This window comes from Salinivibrio sp. MA440 (genome assembly GCF_001996265.1).
Lineage (GTDB): Bacteria > Pseudomonadota > Gammaproteobacteria > Enterobacterales > Vibrionaceae > Salinivibrio > Salinivibrio costicola.
This window is the reverse complement of record NZ_MUFI01000018.1, coordinates 15,075-34,149: the sequence shown is the minus strand read 5'-3', so window position 1 is coordinate 34,149 and position 19,075 is coordinate 15,075. Positions and strand designations below refer to the sequence as shown.

The following is a 19,075-nucleotide window of genomic DNA, read 5'->3' as shown; positions in this document are numbered from 1 at the left end:
GTGAGAAAAAGGAGATTTGTATGCAACGTGGACTCATGTGGTTTCGCCACGACCTTCGAATACACGACAATCCTGCGCTCGCTAATTTGGCCTCAAGCTGTGACACGCTGACCTGCGTGTTTGTGATTGATCCGAGCTGGTCACGTGCAGATCATTTTCAAAGCAAGCATTTGGGCCCTCAGCGCGAGGCATTTTTGTGGCAAAGCTTAACGGAGCTGCACCGCGCCTTAGATGCCATGGGGCAAAAGCTGATTATTCGTACGGGCAACCCGCTGGAAGTGGTGGCGAACCTTTGTATGGATCATGAGTTTGATCTGATTGGCGTCACCGACCACCCTGGTACGCGTGAGCGCCATCAGGTAGACACCTTAGTCAGCCGCTTTCCGCAGCGGGTGGTGGTGTCCGATGCGCATACGCTGTTTACACAACACCAGTTGCCGTTTGATTTACCTGATATCCCGCCAACGTTTACGCAGTTTCGTAAAGCGGTCGAAAAGAAAGGGATCCAACCGCGATTACCCTTGCCGGTGCCTGAGTCATTACCGGCGCCCTTGGCTGGCATGACATCTGAGCCGGCACCACTGTCCGACCGTCGGATTTCCCCGTATCAAGGCGGTGAAATTGCCGGCCGCGCCCAGTTAAATCATTTCTTATGGGATACGCACCGGGTCCAGCGTTATAAAGAAACGCGTAATGGTCTTGATGGGTGGGCGTTTTCTTCGCGTTTATCGGCTTGGCTGGCCAACGGTTGCTTGTCGGTACGTTGGGTGGCCGCGGAGTTAAACCGCTATGAGCGCAATGTCGAGCAAAACGAATCGACCTATTGGTTGTATTTTGAGTTGTTATGGCGCGAATATTTTCAGTGGATGCTGTATCACTACGGTGCGCGCTTTTTCCGCTTTAAAGGTATCGCCAATAAACGTCCTCTAACCACGTTTTATGCTGAAGCCTTTATGGCATGGCGCGAAGGCAGTACCGATTTCCCGATTGTGAATGCCGCCATGCGTCAGTTAAAACACACTGGGTGGATCTCTAACCGTAGTCGCCAGTTAGTCGCCAGCTGTTTAATTCACGAGCTTGGGATCGATTGGCGTTATGGCGCGGCGTATTTTGAGCAGCAGCTGATTGATTTTGATGTGGCGGCCAACTATGGCAATTGGCAATATTTGGCCGGTGTAGGGGCTGATCCCCGCGGCAGCCGCCGATTTAATCTCGACAAGCAAGCCGCGCAATACGATCCTGATGGCAGCTTTGTCGCCAAATGGCTAACCAATGAAGAGCCCTTATATTGATGGTGAGGATAATCCGATACTACCCCTTTATTTACCAAGTTACCCATTTATTTACCCCGTAAAGCATCGTTCGCTTAGCCTCTCGGCTCGCCGGCTTTTTCGCAGGCGGGTCGGTAGCTATCAATAATCGCGCTCACTTTATCGCTCACCCGGCGTGAGAATAGTAAGGCAATGTGGGTAACCGGGTACACATCGTGGCTAGTCATGCCTTCGATTTTTGTTTCTTCAACCAACACGGTGCCATCACAGACTTGTTTTTTTAACAGCATAGCCGCGGGGCCGAAGGGACAATCTCCGGCGAGGCTGTGCAACGGTGGCAAGTCGACCCAAGGGGTAACGGTATCTGGGATCAACAGGTGCTCACTACGTTGAAATAACCAGCCGCCCCACCCAAGGTCACCAAATAAACGAGCAAGTTGAGCACCTTGGTGCGGAGTCCCTAAGGTGATCACCGTACGAACGTTTATCGTGCCAGACGAGAGGCGCTCGGTTTGGCGCTCAAGGTAGCGTCGAATAATCAGCCCACCCATTGAGTGACCAATAAGAATGGCGGGCGCTTGGCCAATAAACGCATCAATTTTAGCGTTTATCTCATCGAAGTCTGGGTTCAAGGTGTTATACGAAAGATTCAGCACCTGATGGCCCTGTTTTTCCAGCCGCTCACACAGGGGGATCAAAAAGATGCCGTGCATGTATAAGCCGTGCAATGTCACAATTTTCATCCCGTCTCCCTTTTTAAAAAAAACGCCTTACCCTTCATCGAGTGAGACGTCATTGTGTTTTACTCGCGCTCTATCATCCGTTAGAAAATCAAATGGGCGATACCTGCAACAACGGGAAGCGTCACCAGGGTACGCAAAATAAAGATCACAAACAGCTCCCACAGTTTTACTGGAATCTTACTGCCGAGCAAGAGTGCACCTACTTCGGAGATATAAATCAGCTGAGTGACCGACACGGTTGCAATCACAAAGCGGGTCATTTCGCTTTCAATGTCTGCCGCTAGAATGGCCGGGATAAACATATCAGCAAAGCCGATCACCATGGTCTCGGACGCCCTCACCGCATCAGGAATGTGCAGCAATTCAAGCAGTGGTACAAAGGGTGCGCCGAGAATACTAAAGACGTCGGTATATTCTGCGACCATCAGTGCCGCGGTTCCGATTGCCATCACCACAGGCAAGACACCGAGTACCATGTCGACAGCGTTTTGGGCGCCCTCTTTGAGCACGCTGTTCACCGAGCGGATTTTCTCGGCACGGTTGAGGGCACAATGCAGGCCATAGCTTAACGTAGAATACCCTTCTGGTAATGTTTCCTCGTCACCTTGTCGCTCTGAGTTATCGATTAACGCATCTTTTTTCCAGCATAAAGGAGGCAAACGTGGCACCACTATTGCCGCCGCAATCCCGGCTAAACATACAGTGAGATAGAACCAGGTAAACATATGCATCAAATTAACTTGTGCAATCACCACCAAGCTAAAACTGATCGATACCGCTGAGAAGGTGGTGCCGACAACCGCCGCTTCTCGCTGGGTGTAAAAGCCCTGCTCATACTGTTTGCTGGTCATCAAAATGCCGACACTACCGTCGCCCAACCAAGACGCCGCACAATCAACGGCCGAGCGCCCCGGCAAACCAAACAGTGGGCGCATGACTTTGGTGAACACCGCGCCCAATAACTCCAATAAACCAAAGCTGGTTAGCAGTGGTAACAATAAACCGGCAAAAATGAACACCGAAAGCAAGGTAGGCAACAATTCATTAAGCACAAACGCCCCGGTGGTTTCGCCCATGATCACAGGCGTACCGATCCCATAAAACGCCATGATGACAAAAACAGCGCCAAATATACGAGTTGCCAACCAAATGGGGGTTACGTTGAATAAGCCATTAAGGAAGCCATGGCGTGTGATCACGGCAGGTTTGGTCAAGGTAACCAATACTGAAACAACGGCACTCAACACCACTAAGGCAGTGACGACCGCGGTTGCACTATTACCTAACAAGTCCAACACAGTGCTGGCCATCACCGCAATAGGGATAGTGACACTGTCGCCGAAAGTAATGGGTGTCATGAAAAACAGCAACCCAAGCAGCGATGGGATCGCGAACATCAGAATATTTCTCGTCGAAGGTGCCTTCTTGGAGAGTGTGTCAGTTTTTTGCATACGTCTGAATCCTGAATTTTTATTTATCTCACAGCGAAAACCAACCACTTTGGCGATTAATTATTCACTCACTGTGACTGACTGGCATGCAGATTATCGAATCACACATAGGATGTAAATAACTATTTAGTCATAAATACTGAATAAATACATCGTAAAAGTCGATTCGCCATGCCATTTTCTGGTTTCATAGTTCAACAAACTCTCTTTTGTGAAAAGTTTGTTACACCATTTTATTGACCAAGATCAGATTCTGTTACTCATTTGTAGGGTATGAGGTGGGTTAGCTCACAGAATAAGCCCAAATATAATCAACCGATAAGGCGCAAATTTGCCTTCAATGCCTGTTAACCAATTTTAAAGTCAATACGGGCATATTCTTTGATCAACCAATCACCAAAGTCATTGAGGAGGGTCATAACAGCACGTTTTTTTACAGGTTTGCGTTCTAGTAGTATAAAAAGTCGCTCAATTGCGGTTTTCTGGGCAGGATAATGTTTGATAAATGCGTCGGCACACTCTTCTAATGACTCACTCCAACGTGCTTCTTTATGCATAACTAACCCAAATGCGGCGCGTATTAAGGTATCGGCGATCGATTGTGCGACGTTGAGCTGGGTATTCCAAGTTGTCGCGGCGGTCACCTTTTGCTTGGCGCGCGCAAGCTTTTCCGATACGTCTGGATTCATGGCTTTTGCCACTTCCCAACTGGCTTCGAACAAGCCAAAACTAAGAGAGAGATCTTGTCCATACAGGCAAATCGCTCTGTGCTTAAAAAAGAAGCCCCAATGGAAGACTTGCGACAGATCGCTAACGTGTGACACTGTCACTATATCGATATGGCAATCACTGATCACTTTGCTATGGCTGGTTTTCAATCGCCACAACAAGGTATTTAACGCATTAGATTGATCAAGCGTTAACGCCTGTTGGCACACAACGGTCAGTGATAACACCGTTTCTTTGACGACCGCACGGCGCCAGACAATATCGCCACTGATATACACACTGTGAAGCCGCTTGCCAAGAAGAGCACGCAGCTGTTTCACCGCTTTGATCATCACGGGAATAAATTCAGATTGGAATGGCGCGCGCCGATCGGGCTCGGGTAAATACGCGGTTCGAGATTGCAACTGAGTCACGACTTTTACACACGGTTGAACAGGCGCGCTATTGTTGGTCATCTGCATTAACAAATCAACGCTCTAACAACGGCTCTGCTTCAATTTTAGTCAGTCTCTGTGATAATCACCAGAGCGGTTCGCTGTGCATGGTTTAGGGGGTGCCATACGAATCTCTAGAGCCATGCCCCACTCTTGGCGTTTTTGATCGCTGAGATGCCACCTTGCGCATGTTATAGTGCGACCATGCACACCCCAACGAGAGATAATTATGACGCAACACAACCTGCTTAACTTAGAGGATATAATCGAGACCGCGTTTGATATTTTTGCCGAAATGGCCCCCGACAACTTGGAGCATGACGATTTGCTGCTTTTTGAATCTCGGTTTGAAGACGAAGGCGGTGCGATTGTGGTCGAAGTTAATAGTGATTGGCCTGAACACGTGGGCGCTGATATAGATTTATCTCAGTGTGCAGAAGTGCAAATTGGACTGGCCGGCGACGAAGTGCTTAAACCTGTATTCGCGCGCATGCTGATTAGCCGCGATATCGATAATAAATTCTGCCATATGCTGTGGAACCGAAACGGAAAGCAGTTGCATTAATGTCCTTACACTTATCTTGAGGCTCTCAAGCGCATTCAAACTTAGCCGTAACGGCAGCCCTTTCACTGCCGTTATTGTCGGTTTTGCGGGTAATCACGATATTCTGACCGATTAATGCGTGGTGAGCGAAGCGTGATCATCGCCATGAGTTTCTGCGTGATAGCTGATGATAAGCCCGATCGTGGCGAGTGTGCCGAGTATCAGCATGATTGCCCCCAGAGAGAGTTGACTTGCCACGCCCAACTGACTTGCCACCAAGGTGACTACCCCTGCCAAAAGGTTTTGTGTACCGCCTAAAATCGCGCCGGCGGTTCCGGCATGATGAGGGAACGGACTAATTGCACCGGTGCTTGCTGCGGGAAACAGAATGCCTGCTCCGGCAAAGTAAACACAGCCACCGCCAATCAATGCATAAAGTGACACCTCACCCATTAGGCCAGGTAAGGTGATCAATCCTGCCCCCATCAGAGCGAGGACGCTGCCCAGTGCCAACGTGGCATAATAGCCCAGGCTGTCGGCGAATCGGCTCGATAGCCCCGCCCCCACTAAGTAAGCAGGAAGTGGTACCACAAAAAGCAAACTAATCATACGCGGTGATAACGCCATGGTATCGGACATAATTACACCTGCCGCTGCTTCAAACAGAGAGACACCGGCAAACACAGTCACGAGGCAAAGCAGATAGCCTCTAAAGCGACGTGAGCCCATAACATGGCGGTAACGTGTACCAAAGTGACCGGGTTGACGTGACTCACGTGGCAATGTTTCGGTAAATCGCAGCGTCATGATCGCATACACGGCAATGCCTAGTAGGAGCAAGAAAAAGTAGCTCGCGCGCCAGTTTAATGCTTCGGTTAAAAATCCCCCGAGTAGCGGCGCAAGTAAGGGAGAGAAAATCAGTCCCATACTGACAAGGCTATTAGCGCGGTGCAGTTTAGCACCAGAAAAACAGTCTCGCGGGAGTGTACGCGCCATGGCGCCGCCACAGCCAATGCCAGCACCTTGAACGACGCTGCCAATCAAAAAACCGTTAAATGAGCTCACCAGTAAGGTTACGCCGGTACCCACTAAAAATAGTACCAGGCCGGCCAATATCACGGGTTTACGCCCTACTCGGTCAGACACGGCACCATAAATGAACTGCGATAATCCGTACGGAATCAAATAACAGGCCATGACTGCTTGTAACCGTGACGGTGACACCGCAAAGTCCGTCGCCATCACGCCAATAGAAGGTACATACATGGTTTGGGTCATTTGCCCAACCGCTGCCAACATCACGATCAATAGCAATAGCTTGCCCATAGGCATTGCCGAGGACATACCAACACTCCTAAAAATTATTATGCGAAATAAACATTGAAAAACGAAACAAGATTGAGGTTAAGGACATAACCTCCGCGAACACCTTGTTTACGGTGAGGGAATGATAGGCTTTGCAGGCAAGGTAAGCAATCGACGTTTAGCCTCACCACCCCGATTCTTTGTTATATTAAAGATTAGTTTATCTAATCCTAAATCCAGCGACGCACCTGTGCTTTGTAGGCTTCAAATTCATCGGGCCATTGGCTCAACAAGCGATACTCTTCGGCAGGAATAAATGTGGCAGACAAGTAAGCCATAAAAGCAGGGATCATCCCCCAGCACCATAGCGCATTAAAGTAGAACCCGGCGGCAACAATGATCAATATCATCGCCAAGTACATTGGGTTACGGCTATAAGCGTAGATGCCTGTAGTGACCAGCGCGGAGGGGGCTTGTAGCGGATCGACAGTGGTGTGATGACGATGAAACGCCCATTTCGCCGCCAGCAATAGCCCTAAGGCAACGACAAACGGTGCAATCGCCCAGCTGGGGCTGCCTAGCTTAATATCAAAAGGAAAGTAATACGTTAATGCAAGCCCGCCGCCAATTGCCGCTAACATGGCAACGGGAGGTAAAGGGGGAAAGAGATAACGCCAAGCCGGTACACGCATAACTCGTCCTTGAGTGATGACTGATATAATACCGAAACTCTAACCAAAAAAGGCAGCCACTGTCACTGCCTTTTTGCCAAATTACGAGGCGTTAACGCTTAATATTCAGTCTTGCTCAAGATTGAGACGATGCTTGCCGTGTTCGATCTTGGCTTTCAGATAATTACGGTTACCATCTTTAAGGTGGGCTTTGGTGCCAATCACTTCTTTTAAGGTGATACCTGCGGCTTGTAATTCTTCGATTTTTTTCGGGTTATTGGTCACTAAGCGGATGCAATCAATATTAAGCGCTTTGAGCATTTGCGCCGCTTCGGTAAACTCTCGCAGATCGTCAGCAAAACCAAGGTGATTGTTGGCTTCGTAAGTTGTCATGCCTTCGCTTTGTAACTTATAGGCGTCTAACTTATTGTACAGACCAATTCCTCGTCCTTCTTGACGGAGGTACAAAATAATCCCGCCATCTTCACCCATTTTATGGATAGTTTCTTCTAGTTGTTCGCCGCAATCACAGCGTGAGGAGTGAAAGACATCGCCGGTTAGGCACTCAGAGTGCATACGTACTAGCGGTGGATTAGCCGTGTGATCGGCCTGCTTAAAGATCAGCGCGACGTGCTCTTGTTCGGATTGTAATCCATGGAAGGAAAGGATCTCTGCGGGGATCTCGCTTCCCACCCCGACTTTCAACGGCACTCGGGCCCTAACTTTAACCATTATGCGTTTATCTCTTACTGCTGATACCCGATTCAGGGCGCTAACATTACTACACCCACGATCGGATGCCAATGAGAAGATGTTATAATATAACACAAAAGGGTTATGTTATAACATTATATATTCAGATATTGAGTGTGTTTATTGTAACCGGCGCACCACAACGGCAGGATTACCCGCGACAATAGAGAAAGGCTCAATGTCTGTATCCACGACAGATCCTGCTTCAATCACGACCCCCTCACCGATTGCAATGCCCGCTTTAATCACCGTATTGCCTTCAATAATGACGTTGTTACCAATAATCACATCTTGAGAAGACTCACACTCACCACGGGCAATATCTAGCGGTAATACGCGATGGCGGGTGGTATAGATCCCAACGTTCGGGCCAATGCTGACATTATCGCCAACGCTGACATGCGCGCCATCTAGAATCGTGCAATTGGGCCCGACACTGACATTACTGCCGATACTAATGTTCATACCGTAATGACAAAAGAAGGGCGCATCGATTTCGACGTTGTCACCGATATGCGCAAACAGTTTAGTGGTGACCACATTTAAGCTGGAGGCATCCTCTGGATCCAGTCGATTAAATTGTTGGCACAGTCGGCGCGCCGCATAACGAAACAACGTCAGTTCCTCATCGGCAGGACAGTACGGCAAGCCTCGCTGCATTTTTTCAAATTCCGTCATCCACCTATCCTTGATGCGGCATGGGAGCCGAGGTCGACTCAAACTCTGAGTTATCGACCGATGACAAGGCCACCAGCGCATCGCCATATTGATCTAGAAACTGATTGCCCAATGTTAGGCCCAATTGATAATCCGCCTCCAAGGCTTCAGATTTGCTCAACAACGCACTGCTTTGCAGCGGCTCATTCGGCGCAATTTGTAGCACTTGCGCACGCGCAGGTGGGTTGGCCAAAAACTGTAGCTCACTTTGATAGCTTTGATAGTGGGTGGTGAACATTTTCAGCATGTCGGTACTGAGTGGCTTACCCGATAGCGATTGTAGCCGATAAATGGTGTCACCACCGAACAGCCAGCGTCCGCCATTTTGCATCGCCTTCTCTCTCATACTGTCTTTCACTCGACTGACCCACTGCTCTCGGCTCGACTTATAGCGTTCCGATAACTCTCCTAACTGCTTACTCAGCTCTTTTTGAAAGGTTTCAAACCGCGCTAGTCGATATTTTTCTTCAAAGTTAGTGAGGTAATCCGCGATTTTAAATTGGGGTTTGTGGGTTTCAAATCGTGCTCGCAGTGTTTCAAGAAAGCGACCGCTATCATCGACGCGTTTTTCCTGCTCTACATTAGGCTCTGTACGGATCACCACAATGATATCCGCGCCGCGCGCAAACGCTTCTTTCGCGGGGATCGCAGCGGTCACGCCACCATCGACGTACCGGTGATCGTTGATATTAACCGGGTGTGGATACAACAGTGGAATGGCACAGGTTGCCTTGAGCGCATCAGGCCAATTATCATCCGTAAGCGAGAAAAAGGCAGGTTTCAAGATATCGACATCGGTTGCACACGCATAGGCATATCGATTTTGCAGGTGACGACGTGCCGTCTCCATGTCCAATGCCGTCTCTTTTCCGGGTAGCGCGGTCTCTAGTGCCCAATCAAGATCCATATGATGCTGACGCCGCACATACTTCATTAAGTGGAAGAAGCGTTCTTGGGTCGTCAGCTGGGTAATAAATCGGTAGCCATATTGGTATTGTTGGCAGACATACGCGCTCATATTGAGCGCCCCAGCGGACGTACCATAATAGTGCTCGAACGGATCAAAGTGGCGAGTCAAAAATGCGTCGATGACACCCGCCGTAAAAATACCGCGCTGCCCACCTCCTTGCAGGACCAAGGAAATTCTTTGCGGTCGCGAAGGCTGGCTCTTATTTAAACCGATAGCCTGCGTATCGGCCGCAAACATCTTAGGTTGTACGGCTTGCTTGCTGTCTACCACACTCGCCCCTTACGAGCACACTCACGTTATGCATCTGTTTTTATTGAACGATGCCGCATAGTCTAACGCGTCGTGTAACGCTGCGCTAGCGCTTACCCCGTTACGGATGAGTGAGCGTGTTTCAGTAAGCATCTAACCTGACACTTATCTACATTGTTCACTTTTACCCCATCACTGCCACCGCAGCGAAGGTAAATATCATGCCTAGCGCACAACCTGCGGTGATTAACGCGTAGCCCAATGTGGTGTTCATCGCCTGACTCCTTACTGTTTACGTTTTTAATTTTGTTACCGGGTTAGCTGGTTCGCTAGTTAGCTCACCAACAGTATAAAACCTGGTTAAGTGTGCGCCTTTATGGGCTGCAATTCTGCTATCAGGATCATGTTTCATCACGCTGTGGCACAATAAAAGCGCTTGTTAATGCTGTTTTTTTCGTCAATTAACGTGCACCACCAAATAACCATGAATCACCACCTATTGATAAAAAAGATAGTTCTTTTCACTAGAGAACAACAAAATTTTATCATCAACAACTGTCAAAGCGTCATTATTGCAGGTTAACCCCCATCTTTTTGCTAACTTGTTGGTTTTAAGGCTATTGATTTAGTCTCTTGCTGTGCTTAATGTGCAATGACTGCCCGCTTTAGATAAAAAAATCAACATTCGGGCAACAGGACGTTAAAAATCAATATTGCGGGAATGTGCTATTTCTTTCATATCGGCCAAAAAACGCAGCATCACAACACTGCGGGCTTGGATAAGCGCAAGAAGGGCAATTCGCAAAGGAGTAAGTAGATATGCAAAGAGAACAATGGGGCTCACGGGCTGGGTTTATCCTCGCTGCCGTTGGGTCAGCAGTCGGCCTAGGGAATATTTGGCGATTCCCCTATATGGCGTATGAGAACGGTGGCGGTGCCTTTTTTATCCCTTACCTTTTCGCCATGCTCACTGCCGGTATTCCATTTATGATCATGGAGTTTGGTTTAGGGAAAAAATTACGTGGCTCATCGCCCGTGGTTTTCTCAAAACTCAACACCAAGTTTGAGTGGCTCGGTTGGTTCCAAGTCTTGATTGCGGCAACGATTGGGATCTACTACGTCGCGGTCATTGGTTGGGCCATTTCGTACTTTGGCTTCTCATTTGGACAAGATTGGGGCACAGATACCAACGCCTTCTTCTTTTCAGATTACCTAAAGCTGGGTGAAAACTCGCCCACTAATTTGGGTGATTGGCAATGGCATATTGCGATTCCGATGATCATTGCGTGGGCAATCACGTTTGCTGCCGTATTCCGTGGCGTAAAAGGCGGGATCGAAAAGGCGAGCAAAATCATGATGCCACTGTTGTTTATCATGGTGCTGCTGCTAATTGGCCGTGTGGTGATGTTACCGGGCGCGCTTGATGGGCTTAACTACTTGTTTTCGCCAGACTTTAGCAAACTGACAGATGCCAGTGTTTGGTCCGCTGCTTACGGGCAGATTTTCTTCACTCTCTCTGTCGGCTTTGCCATCATGCTCGCTTACTCAAGCTATTTACCTGAGAAATCGGATGTGAATAATAACGCCTTAATGACGGTGTTGATTAACTGCGGCTTTTCGATTGTCGCGGGTGTGTTGATCTTCTCTATTCTCGGCTACATGGCCGCCGAACAGAGTAAGGGCATCACTGACGTCGTCAGCGGCGGTGTCGGCTTGGCCTTTGTCACTTTGCCAGCCGCAATTAATCTGTTGCCTATCCCTTATATTTTGGGTCCCTTGTTCTTCTTAGCGCTGGTGGTGGCAGGCTTAAGCTCGCATATCTCGATCATCGAGGCGGTTACATCATCGATCATGGATAAGTTGAATGTCACACGTCAAAAAGCGGCAATCGCGGTTTGTGGTGTGGGCTTTGTGGTCTCAATGGCGTTTGCTACCAACGGTGGCTTGTTGCTGCTTGATTTAGTCGACTACTTTGTCAACAACGTTGCATTGTTAACCAGCTGCTTGCTTGAGCTAATTGTCGTAGGCTGGCTAGTGAAACTGTCTGACATCCGTCAATACGTGAATCGCGTATCTGAATTTAATGTGGGACAGTGGATGGAAATTTGTATCCGCTTTATCAGCCCGATTATGCTGGCCGTGATCTTGGTGAAAAACCTGATTGATACCTTTAACGACGGCTATGGTGGCTATGCGCAGTTCGAGCTATTAACCCTCGGTTGGGGCTTGGTGGCAGCCATGCTGGTTGTTGGCATTATTGTTAACAGCACAACCACACCCGCTCGTGACATGGAGACAGACGCATGACAACAGGTGCAATCGTAATGATGCTTATCGGTTTAGCGGTAACATGGGGCGGTGCCGCTCTGTGTATTCGTAAAGCGATGCAAAGTAATAGTGAATAAAATATGTGAAGCGCCTGCTGCAAGTAGGCGCTGTTTTGACAATACAAACACGCCTAACAGCCCTCAAGCTCGATATCGCTTGGGGGCTTTTTGTTAGTCGCTGATTAATTACACAAACTGCGGGGTTGTTTCTAGCATCTTAGCCACAAAGCACCGATAATGGACCGATCAAAATAGCAACGAGGACAAAAGCACTATGGCTTCAGCCAAACGCATCTTGGTGGTGGATGACGATGTTGAGATTCGTGAACTTCTTCAGGCTTATCTGGCGAAAGCCGGTTATGACGTAGTCACCGCGCAAAATGGTCATGAGATGCAATCTAAGCTGGCCGTGCAGTATCCCGACTTAATTCTTTTAGACGTCATGCTTCCGGGTGATGACGGCTTTACCTTATGTAAACGTATCCGCAAAGACTCGGGTGTCCCCATCATTATGCTCACGGCGGTGTCGGACGAAACGGATCAAATTGTCGGACTTGAGTTGGGCGCGGATGATTACATTGCAAAACCCTTTAGCCCTCGCCAACTGATTGCACGTATTCGCGCGTTACTGCGCCGTACTCAACAGTTACAAGAAACAACCTTGTCACGCCCAAAAGCAATCCGCTTTGGTCAGTGGCGTCTTGAGCCAGCTACGCAGCAGCTGCATCATGTTGTCACTGGGATGGAAATCGAGCTGTCTGCCTCTGACTACGCACTGCTCATGCTCTTTATCGACCACCCGCACCAGCTACTGGATCGTAACGCCATTAGTCAGGCAACACGCGGGCGAGATGCCCAAGCGCAAGAGCGTGGTATTGATGTTCAAGTCAGCCGTCTGCGTCAACGCTTACGCGATACCAGTAAAGCGAACCTAATTAAAACGGTACGTGGTGCAGGTTATATGTTTGTTGCCGAGATCCAGTATGAATCATGAATGGCTCGAAAAACTGATCCCACGCTCTCTGCTTTCCAGAACACTGCTGTTAACGCTACTATCGGTGGTCTTGGCACAAGGGATTGCGACATCAATCTGGTATACTCAGTCGAAGCGAACCCAGTTAGAGGGATTAGAATCCGCATCGGCGAGTTTAGCCAACATGTTTGCATCGACCACCACCTTTTTTCAGTCTTTACCCGTGGCGTATCGTCATGTCGCATTGAATCAGTTGCGTAATATGGGTGGCACGCGGTTTTTTGTTTCATTCAATAAAGAAAAAATTCACATCACGCCGATCGAAGACACGCAAGCCAAACAGGTTGCTATCGATACCGTATCAGGCATTCTTCATCAACAACTGCCGGCGTTAAACACCATCGAGGTTAATTTTTCTCGCCCTGAAACATTGCGAGTGCTGAATAACGATATTTTATTGCAAGATTTACCCAAGTCTTGGGCACATCACACCTTAAGCTTAGAGCCACTCAATCCACCTATTCTGGTGGTGCAAATGGAGCTTAAAACCGGTGAATGGGTTTATATCGCTGCCCTACTTCCTGCGCCCTATGTGACCCTCGATGATACGCTGATCACCGCCGATCAAGTGGTCTTTATCGTGGTCATTACCGCTTTGCTGCTATTTTTTACCTACATCTTAATTCGTCAACAAGCTCGGCCGCTAAAGCGATTAGCAAAGGCCGCTAATTTATTCAGTACTGACATTGAGCAACCCCCGCTTAAAGAAGAAGGCGCGGCTGAAATTGCGATTGTGACCCGAGCCTTCAACCGGATGCAACGACGCTTACAACGCCATCTACGCGAGCGGGAAACCCTTTTTCGCTCGATGTCGCATGATTTAAAAACCCCTATCACGCGGTTACGCCTGCGCGCGGAACTGATCGACGATGAGGTACAAACGGCAAAATTAAATAAAGACTTGGACGATCTTGAAATGATGGTGAAAGGCGCGGTTCAAACCGTGCGTGATACCGATATTCACGAGAATATGGCCGCGATTGATGTGATCGACTTTTTAGCGATGATTGTTGAACCCCACAACCAAACCAGAATGCGGGTGCAGATTGAAAGCGATGCCGTGCCGCCATTTACCTGTAAACCGCTCGCGTTTAAACGTTGCCTATCCAATTTAATTGATAACGGGGTTAAGTATGGCGAAAAAGTAACCATTTATGTTATGGACGCGACGCACACCTTAGATATCACCTTGATCGATGAAGGCCCTGGTATTCCAGAAGAAGCACTCACGTCAGTGTTCGATCCCTATGTGCGCTTGCATGATGACAGTGACGGCTCGGGCTTAGGCCTTGGGATCGCCAGAGATATCATTCATGCCCATGGTGGTGATATGGTGCTCAGTAATCATCGTGAGGGTGGATTACAAGTTGATATCAGTTTCCCGCGGGTAGAAGAATAATGCGTCGAACAACACGATTTTTATCGGGTACGCTGCTTGCGTACAGTTTGTTAGCCTACAGCGTTAGCGCCGCTGCAAGCAAGGTTGAAGTGCTTCACTGGTGGACCTCAGCCGGAGAGGCCAAAGCCGCCTCGGTATTACGTCAGGGCATGGAGCGACAAGGCTATCAATGGCAAGATTTTGCGGTAGGAGGTCGCGCTGGGATCAGTGCGATGAATACACTGAGAATTCGTGCGATTAGTGGCAATCCACCTTTGGCCGCACAAATCAAAGGCCCAGAGATCACGGAGTGGGCGAGACTCGGTTTTTTGCGTAATCTTAATAATATTGCTGATGCCGAGCAGTGGGAAGCCAAGATCCCTGCGCCACTTCGAGATGTGATGCAGTATCAAGGCAATTACGTCGCCGCGCCCATTAATATCCACCGAGTAAATTGGCTATGGATTAACTTACGTGCGTTTGAGGCCGCGGATGCTGATATCCCGACCGACTTTGATAGCTTTTTTATTGCGGCAGATAAACTTAAACAGGCAGGCTATGTTCCCCTTGCCCTGGGCGGAGAGCCCTGGCAAGTGGCGACGCTGTTTGACAGCTTGGCCCTGTCCGTCATGGGACCACAACTTTATCAGCGGGCGTTTCTTAATTTCGAACGCAACGCATTACTGAGTGACGGCGTCATTGAAGCGTTCCGTTTACTCGCCAAAATGCGCAAATATGTCGATGACAAGGGTCAAGGCCGAAACTGGAGCGATACCACGCAGCTGCTGATTAATAATCAGGCAGGCATGCAAGTAATGGGAGATTGGGCGAAAGGTGAATTTTTCGCAGCTAATCAGCAAGAAGGCAAGGCGTTTACCTGTGTTGCCGTCCCTGGCACTAAACACGCGTTTAGCTATAACGTCGACAGCTTTGTGTTTTTTAAACCCAACAATGAAAACGAGCGGCAAAGCCAGGCGGATATAGCGTCGTATTTATTGACACCGCAATTTCAACGCGATTTTAATCGTTATAAAGGCTCTTTGCCGATCCGATTTGATGTGCCATTGCCTGAGGATGATCATTGCGCCCACGCATCGCGCGATGCGTTTCTTTATGCGCAAGAACACGGCACCTTAAGCCCGAGTATGTCACATGGACTGTCGACCACACGCTATGTGCAAAGTGCCATTTTTGATGTGATTGACGAGTTTTTCTACGACCCGAAGCAAACCCCGCGTGAGGCCGCAGAAGCACTCTATCGGGCGATCTTATCGGCGCAAGCATGATCACACCTTGCGGTCTAACTCGCCATGATTAAAACGCACAAGGAACAAAGGCTATGTCACTGGCAAGCTCAGTATGATCGGTGAACACATAGTCAAATTGCTTGAGCGTTTTCACTTTCACCGGCGCACTGCGCTGCCATTTTGAACCATCAGCCACCAGCCAACGCGCGGTGGCGGCTTCCAACATGGTGTCACTGACATCGGCTTCATCCGGGGAAAACTCGCAGGCCCACCCTTCTTCACTCACCGCCGCACAACCAATAATGGCAATATCGGCTTGAAAGCGGGATAAAAACTGAATCACCGAATGGCCCACCATATCTTGATCGTTGGCCCGTAACTTTCCGCCGGCCAGCCAAATTTCCAGGTCAGAATTAGCGCCGAGAATGTGGGCGATTTGTACGTTGTTGGTTATCACCCGAAGATCACGTCGGGTGAGTAACTGTTCGGCAATCGCCGAGACGGTCGTGCCAATGCCTAACATCACGGTGGCCCCGTCAGGAATACGCTCGGCGACAGCCTGCGCAATCCCAGTTTTAATCCCACGATGGCGTTCAAGCCGGCGCTGATAGTCACTGTTTGCCTGTGCGGAGGGCATATTGATCCCACCATGATGACGACGGGCGAGCCCCAATGCACAAAGCTGATTAATATCGCGACGGATAGTCTGCGTAGTCACGGAAAAATGCGCGGCCAAGTGGTCAGTTTCTAAATGTTCGACATCGGCTAATTGGCTGAGAATATCTCGCTGTCGCCAGTTTAATCCCAAATCGTTAGTCACCAACACTCCCTCCTTATTTTTTCAATTTGTCGATATCAACTTATCGATAAATAACGCTCAGGGGCGTCGGTGATCATCATGTCCACTCCCCACTCCCATAAAGGTGCCACGGCGTGCGGATCATTAGGGGTGTAACACTTCAATGCTAAACCTGAATCTTTAACGGATTTTGCTTTCTCTTGGGTGAGGTGGCGATAGTTGCAGTGAATGCTAAGTGTGGCTAAATCGCGAAACTCATGCCAATTGTCAGGGATGGTTTCCCATAAGATCGCCCGGGCGAGGCTCGGTTTTTGATCGCGACAATACCGCAACGCATCCAAAGAGAAAGACGAGATTAAGACCTGCCGCTCATTCACAGGGCTTGTCGATAAACAATCAAATACCGCGTCGCATAATGCAGCAATATCGGTATCGGCATAGGTTTTTATCTCAAGGTTAAGGTGCAGATCATCGTGATGAACTTGTGCCAATACGGCCGCTAATGTCGGCACTCGTTGTTGAGCAAAGTCAGCTGAAAAGTGGCTTCCCGCATCCAATTGCTGTAAATCGACTAAGGCGGTGTCTTTCAACGCCCCTTTCCCATTCGTGCACCGGGATAACGTTTGATCATGAAAGACTACAGGAATGCCGTCTTGGGTTAATTGCACATCCACTTCCACCCAACTTAAGCCGAGTTCACGCACGCGGGCGATCGACGCTAAAGTATTTTCAGGCGCTTGAGCGGCGACGCCCCGGTGACCACATAATTTCTGAGGTGATACCGGAGTAGATGATAAAACTGACTTTTCGGGCTCGGTTTTCATATGAACATCTCTTTATCTTAAATAAATCTATTGTAAGCCAACCAGGACTTCATTTCTCCCCGTTAAAGGTGACAAATTTGTTACATTGCTATTACCTTTTATTTCATGCTTTTCATTGATAAAACACGCTTTAATTAACATTTTTTTCACGGCCAACGAGATCGCGGTCAAAAGTCATACAATTGTCATCTCCCTTTTCGGTGAGGTTCATATTATGTTCATTTTTGTTCATTAAGTTGCCAGATGAACATTACCCCATCCTCAAAAGGAGTGACGCATGAAAACCCAACGCTTAACCGCGCTTTCTTCGGCCTTGTTGTTGGCCTCGTTTTCCGCCAACGCTGCAACCGAAATTGAATGGTGGCACGCAATGGGCGGAAATCTCGGTGAAAAAGTGAATGAAATGGCCGAGAAGTTCAATGCCAGTCAGGACGACTACACAGTGAAGCCCGTTTATAAGGGCAACTATACCGAAACCATGACGGGGGCGGTCTCTGCCTTCCGCGCCAACAAACAACCTCATATCGTGCAAGTGTTTGAGGTAGGCACGGCGACCATGATGTCTGCAAAAGGCGCCATTTACCCAGTGTATGAGTTAATGCAAGACGCCAAAGTACCGTTCGACCAGTCTGATTATCTCTCTTCTGTGACCGGCTACTACTCAGACGAAAATGGCAACATGTTGTCTATGCCGTTTAACAGCTCAACACCGGTGCTTTATTACAACAAAGATTTGTTCGCCAAAGCGGGGGTGACACCACCTAAGACTTGGGAAGAGGTCGAGCAAGTATCAGAAAAGCTTCTCGCCAATGGCACCCAGTGTGGCTTCACCACCGGCTGGCAGTCTTGGGTACAAATCGAAAACCTCGGCGCACGTCATAATAGCCCGATTGCCACCAATGATAACGGCTTTAGCAGTGTGGATAACGAAATGCTGATTAACCAATCACCTTTCGTTGATCACATTGCCAAAATGGCAGACTGGCAACAAGCTGGGATCTTTGAGTATGGCGGCCGTCGCTCTGACAGTGCACCACTTTTTTATAGTGGTGAGTGTGCCATGTATATGAACTCTTCAGCGTCCTATGCGGGCGTGCGTGAGAGCGTGAAAGACTTTGAGTTTGGTGTTGCCAAGCTGCCTTACTGGGATAAAGCCGTTGAGCAGCCAAGAAATACGATTATTGGCGGCGCCACGCTTTGGGTTCTGCAAGGTCATGAATCAGAAGAGTACAAGGGCGTTGCTCAGTTCTTCTCGTTCTTGTCAAAACCAGAGATCCAAGCTGATTGGCACCAATTTACTGGCTATCTGCCGATCACTCACGGTGCGTATGAGCTAAGTAAAAAGCAAGGCTTTTACGCTAAGAACCCGGGGACAGATGTCGCGATTAATCAGATGACAGAAGTGGAGCCCACCCCTGCATCGAAAGGTATTCGTTTGGGTAACTTCGTGCAAATTCGCGATGTGATCAACGAAGAGCTTGAAACTGTCTGGTCGGGCGATAAGTCAGCGCAAGAAGCGTTGGATGAGGCCGTTGAACGTGCGAACGGATTGCTCGCTAAGTTTGCTAAAGCAAACAAATAATTACGCCTTGTATTATGGAGCGGTGCGCTGAGCCCGCTCTTTTTATTG

Annotated in this window: 18 protein-coding genes; 8 read left to right on the top strand and 10 right to left on the bottom strand. The window is 48.7% G+C overall.

Going from position 1 to position 19,075, the window contains the following annotated elements:
- Positions 1 to 20 precede the first annotated feature (20 nt).
- Positions 21 to 1,292 (top strand): DASH family cryptochrome, encoded by a 1,272-nt coding sequence (locus tag BZG80_RS07490; RefSeq protein WP_077679075.1) that lies wholly within the window; start codon positions 21 to 23, stop codon positions 1,290 to 1,292.
- 74 nt (positions 1,293 to 1,366) lie between these two features.
- On the opposite strand, the gene BZG80_RS07485 is transcribed toward BZG80_RS07490, so the two are convergent.
- From BZG80_RS07485 to BZG80_RS07475, 3 genes are all read right to left on the bottom strand, one after another.
- A complete protein-coding gene (locus tag BZG80_RS07485) occupies positions 1,367 to 2,014 on the bottom strand; it encodes an esterase/lipase family protein (protein ID WP_077679074.1) in 648 nt (215 codons plus the stop codon).
- Between the two features lie 80 nt (positions 2,015 to 2,094).
- Complete coding sequence (locus tag BZG80_RS07480) at positions 2,095 to 3,411, bottom strand: YjiH family protein (protein ID WP_077679073.1); 1,317 nt, start codon at positions 3,409 to 3,411, stop codon at positions 2,095 to 2,097.
- A gap of 401 nt (positions 3,412 to 3,812) precedes the next feature.
- Positions 3,813 to 4,607, bottom strand: a complete 795-nt coding sequence (locus BZG80_RS07475) for a hypothetical protein (protein ID WP_028569789.1) — start codon at positions 4,605 to 4,607, stop codon at positions 3,813 to 3,815.
- A 250-nt stretch (positions 4,608 to 4,857) separates the two neighbouring features.
- On the opposite strand from BZG80_RS07475, the gene BZG80_RS07470 reads away from it, so the two are divergent.
- On the top strand, positions 4,858 to 5,193 hold the full coding sequence (locus tag BZG80_RS07470) for an HI1450 family dsDNA-mimic protein (protein ID WP_021024513.1): 336 nt from the start codon (positions 4,858 to 4,860) through the stop codon (positions 5,191 to 5,193).
- A 111-nt stretch (positions 5,194 to 5,304) separates the two neighbouring features.
- Here the strand turns inward: BZG80_RS07470 and emrD are convergent, their stop codons facing one another.
- The 5 genes from emrD to BZG80_RS07445 form a co-directional block, all read right to left on the bottom strand.
- The gene (emrD, locus tag BZG80_RS07465) at positions 5,305 to 6,516 is read right to left on the bottom strand and encodes a multidrug efflux MFS transporter EmrD (RefSeq protein WP_077679072.1); all 1,212 of its coding nucleotides are present in this window, start codon (positions 6,514 to 6,516) and stop codon (positions 5,305 to 5,307) included.
- A 191-nt stretch (positions 6,517 to 6,707) separates the two neighbouring features.
- A complete protein-coding gene (locus tag BZG80_RS07460; protein WP_077461157.1) occupies positions 6,708 to 7,169 on the bottom strand; it encodes a methyltransferase family protein in 462 nt (153 codons plus the stop codon).
- Positions 7,170 to 7,274: 105 nt separating this feature from the next.
- Positions 7,275 to 7,880 (bottom strand): GTP cyclohydrolase II, encoded by a 606-nt coding sequence (locus BZG80_RS07455; protein ID WP_021023753.1) that lies wholly within the window; start codon positions 7,878 to 7,880, stop codon positions 7,275 to 7,277.
- Between the two features lie 141 nt (positions 7,881 to 8,021).
- On the bottom strand, positions 8,022 to 8,579 hold the full coding sequence (locus BZG80_RS07450) for a sugar O-acetyltransferase (protein WP_077670086.1): 558 nt from the start codon (positions 8,577 to 8,579) through the stop codon (positions 8,022 to 8,024).
- Between the two features lie 4 nt (positions 8,580 to 8,583).
- Entirely contained in the window at positions 8,584 to 9,858 is a 1,275-nt protein-coding gene (locus tag BZG80_RS07445; RefSeq protein WP_241833879.1) for a patatin-like phospholipase family protein, read from the bottom strand.
- 798 nt (positions 9,859 to 10,656) lie between these two features.
- Between BZG80_RS07445 and BZG80_RS07440 the strand changes: the two genes are divergently transcribed.
- The 5 genes from BZG80_RS07440 (at position 10,657) to BZG80_RS07425 (ending at position 15,861) form a co-directional block, all read left to right on the top strand.
- Entirely contained in the window at positions 10,657 to 12,144 is a 1,488-nt protein-coding gene (locus BZG80_RS07440) for a sodium-dependent transporter (RefSeq protein ID WP_077461155.1), read from the top strand.
- Positions 12,141 to 12,242: a MetS family NSS transporter small subunit gene (locus tag BZG80_RS15750; protein ID WP_021023748.1), complete on the top strand. Its 102-nt coding sequence runs from the start codon at positions 12,141 to 12,143 to the stop codon at positions 12,240 to 12,242. Before BZG80_RS07440 ends, BZG80_RS15750 begins: the two co-directional genes overlap by 4 nt.
- A 196-nt stretch (positions 12,243 to 12,438) precedes the next feature.
- Positions 12,439 to 13,158 carry a response regulator gene (locus tag BZG80_RS07435; RefSeq protein ID WP_021023747.1) on the top strand — a complete coding sequence of 240 codons (720 nt, stop codon included), beginning with the start codon at positions 12,439 to 12,441 and terminating at the stop codon, positions 13,156 to 13,158.
- Positions 13,148 to 14,596, top strand: a complete 1,449-nt coding sequence (locus tag BZG80_RS07430) for an ATP-binding protein (protein ID WP_077679071.1) — start codon at positions 13,148 to 13,150, stop codon at positions 14,594 to 14,596. The genes BZG80_RS07435 and BZG80_RS07430 overlap by 11 nt, the downstream gene beginning before the upstream one ends.
- Positions 14,596 to 15,861 (top strand): ABC transporter substrate-binding protein, encoded by a 1,266-nt coding sequence (locus tag BZG80_RS07425; RefSeq protein ID WP_077670088.1) that lies wholly within the window; start codon positions 14,596 to 14,598, stop codon positions 15,859 to 15,861. The genes BZG80_RS07430 and BZG80_RS07425 overlap by 1 nt, the downstream gene beginning before the upstream one ends.
- A 28-nt stretch (positions 15,862 to 15,889) precedes the next feature.
- Here BZG80_RS07425 and BZG80_RS07420 read toward each other — a convergent pair whose 3' ends face one another.
- Together BZG80_RS07420 and BZG80_RS07415 are read right to left on the bottom strand one after the other, a co-directional pair.
- Entirely contained in the window at positions 15,890 to 16,630 is a 741-nt protein-coding gene (locus BZG80_RS07420) for a DeoR/GlpR family DNA-binding transcription regulator (protein WP_077676815.1), read from the bottom strand.
- A 47-nt stretch (positions 16,631 to 16,677) separates the two neighbouring features.
- A complete protein-coding gene (locus tag BZG80_RS07415; RefSeq protein WP_077679070.1) occupies positions 16,678 to 17,445 on the bottom strand; it encodes a glycerophosphodiester phosphodiesterase family protein in 768 nt (255 codons plus the stop codon).
- A 277-nt stretch (positions 17,446 to 17,722) separates the two neighbouring features.
- Between BZG80_RS07415 and ugpB the strand changes: the two genes are divergently transcribed.
- Positions 17,723 to 19,027 (top strand): sn-glycerol-3-phosphate ABC transporter substrate-binding protein UgpB, encoded by a 1,305-nt coding sequence (gene ugpB / locus BZG80_RS07410; RefSeq protein WP_077679069.1) that lies wholly within the window; start codon positions 17,723 to 17,725, stop codon positions 19,025 to 19,027.
- Positions 19,028 to 19,075 lie beyond the last annotated feature (48 nt).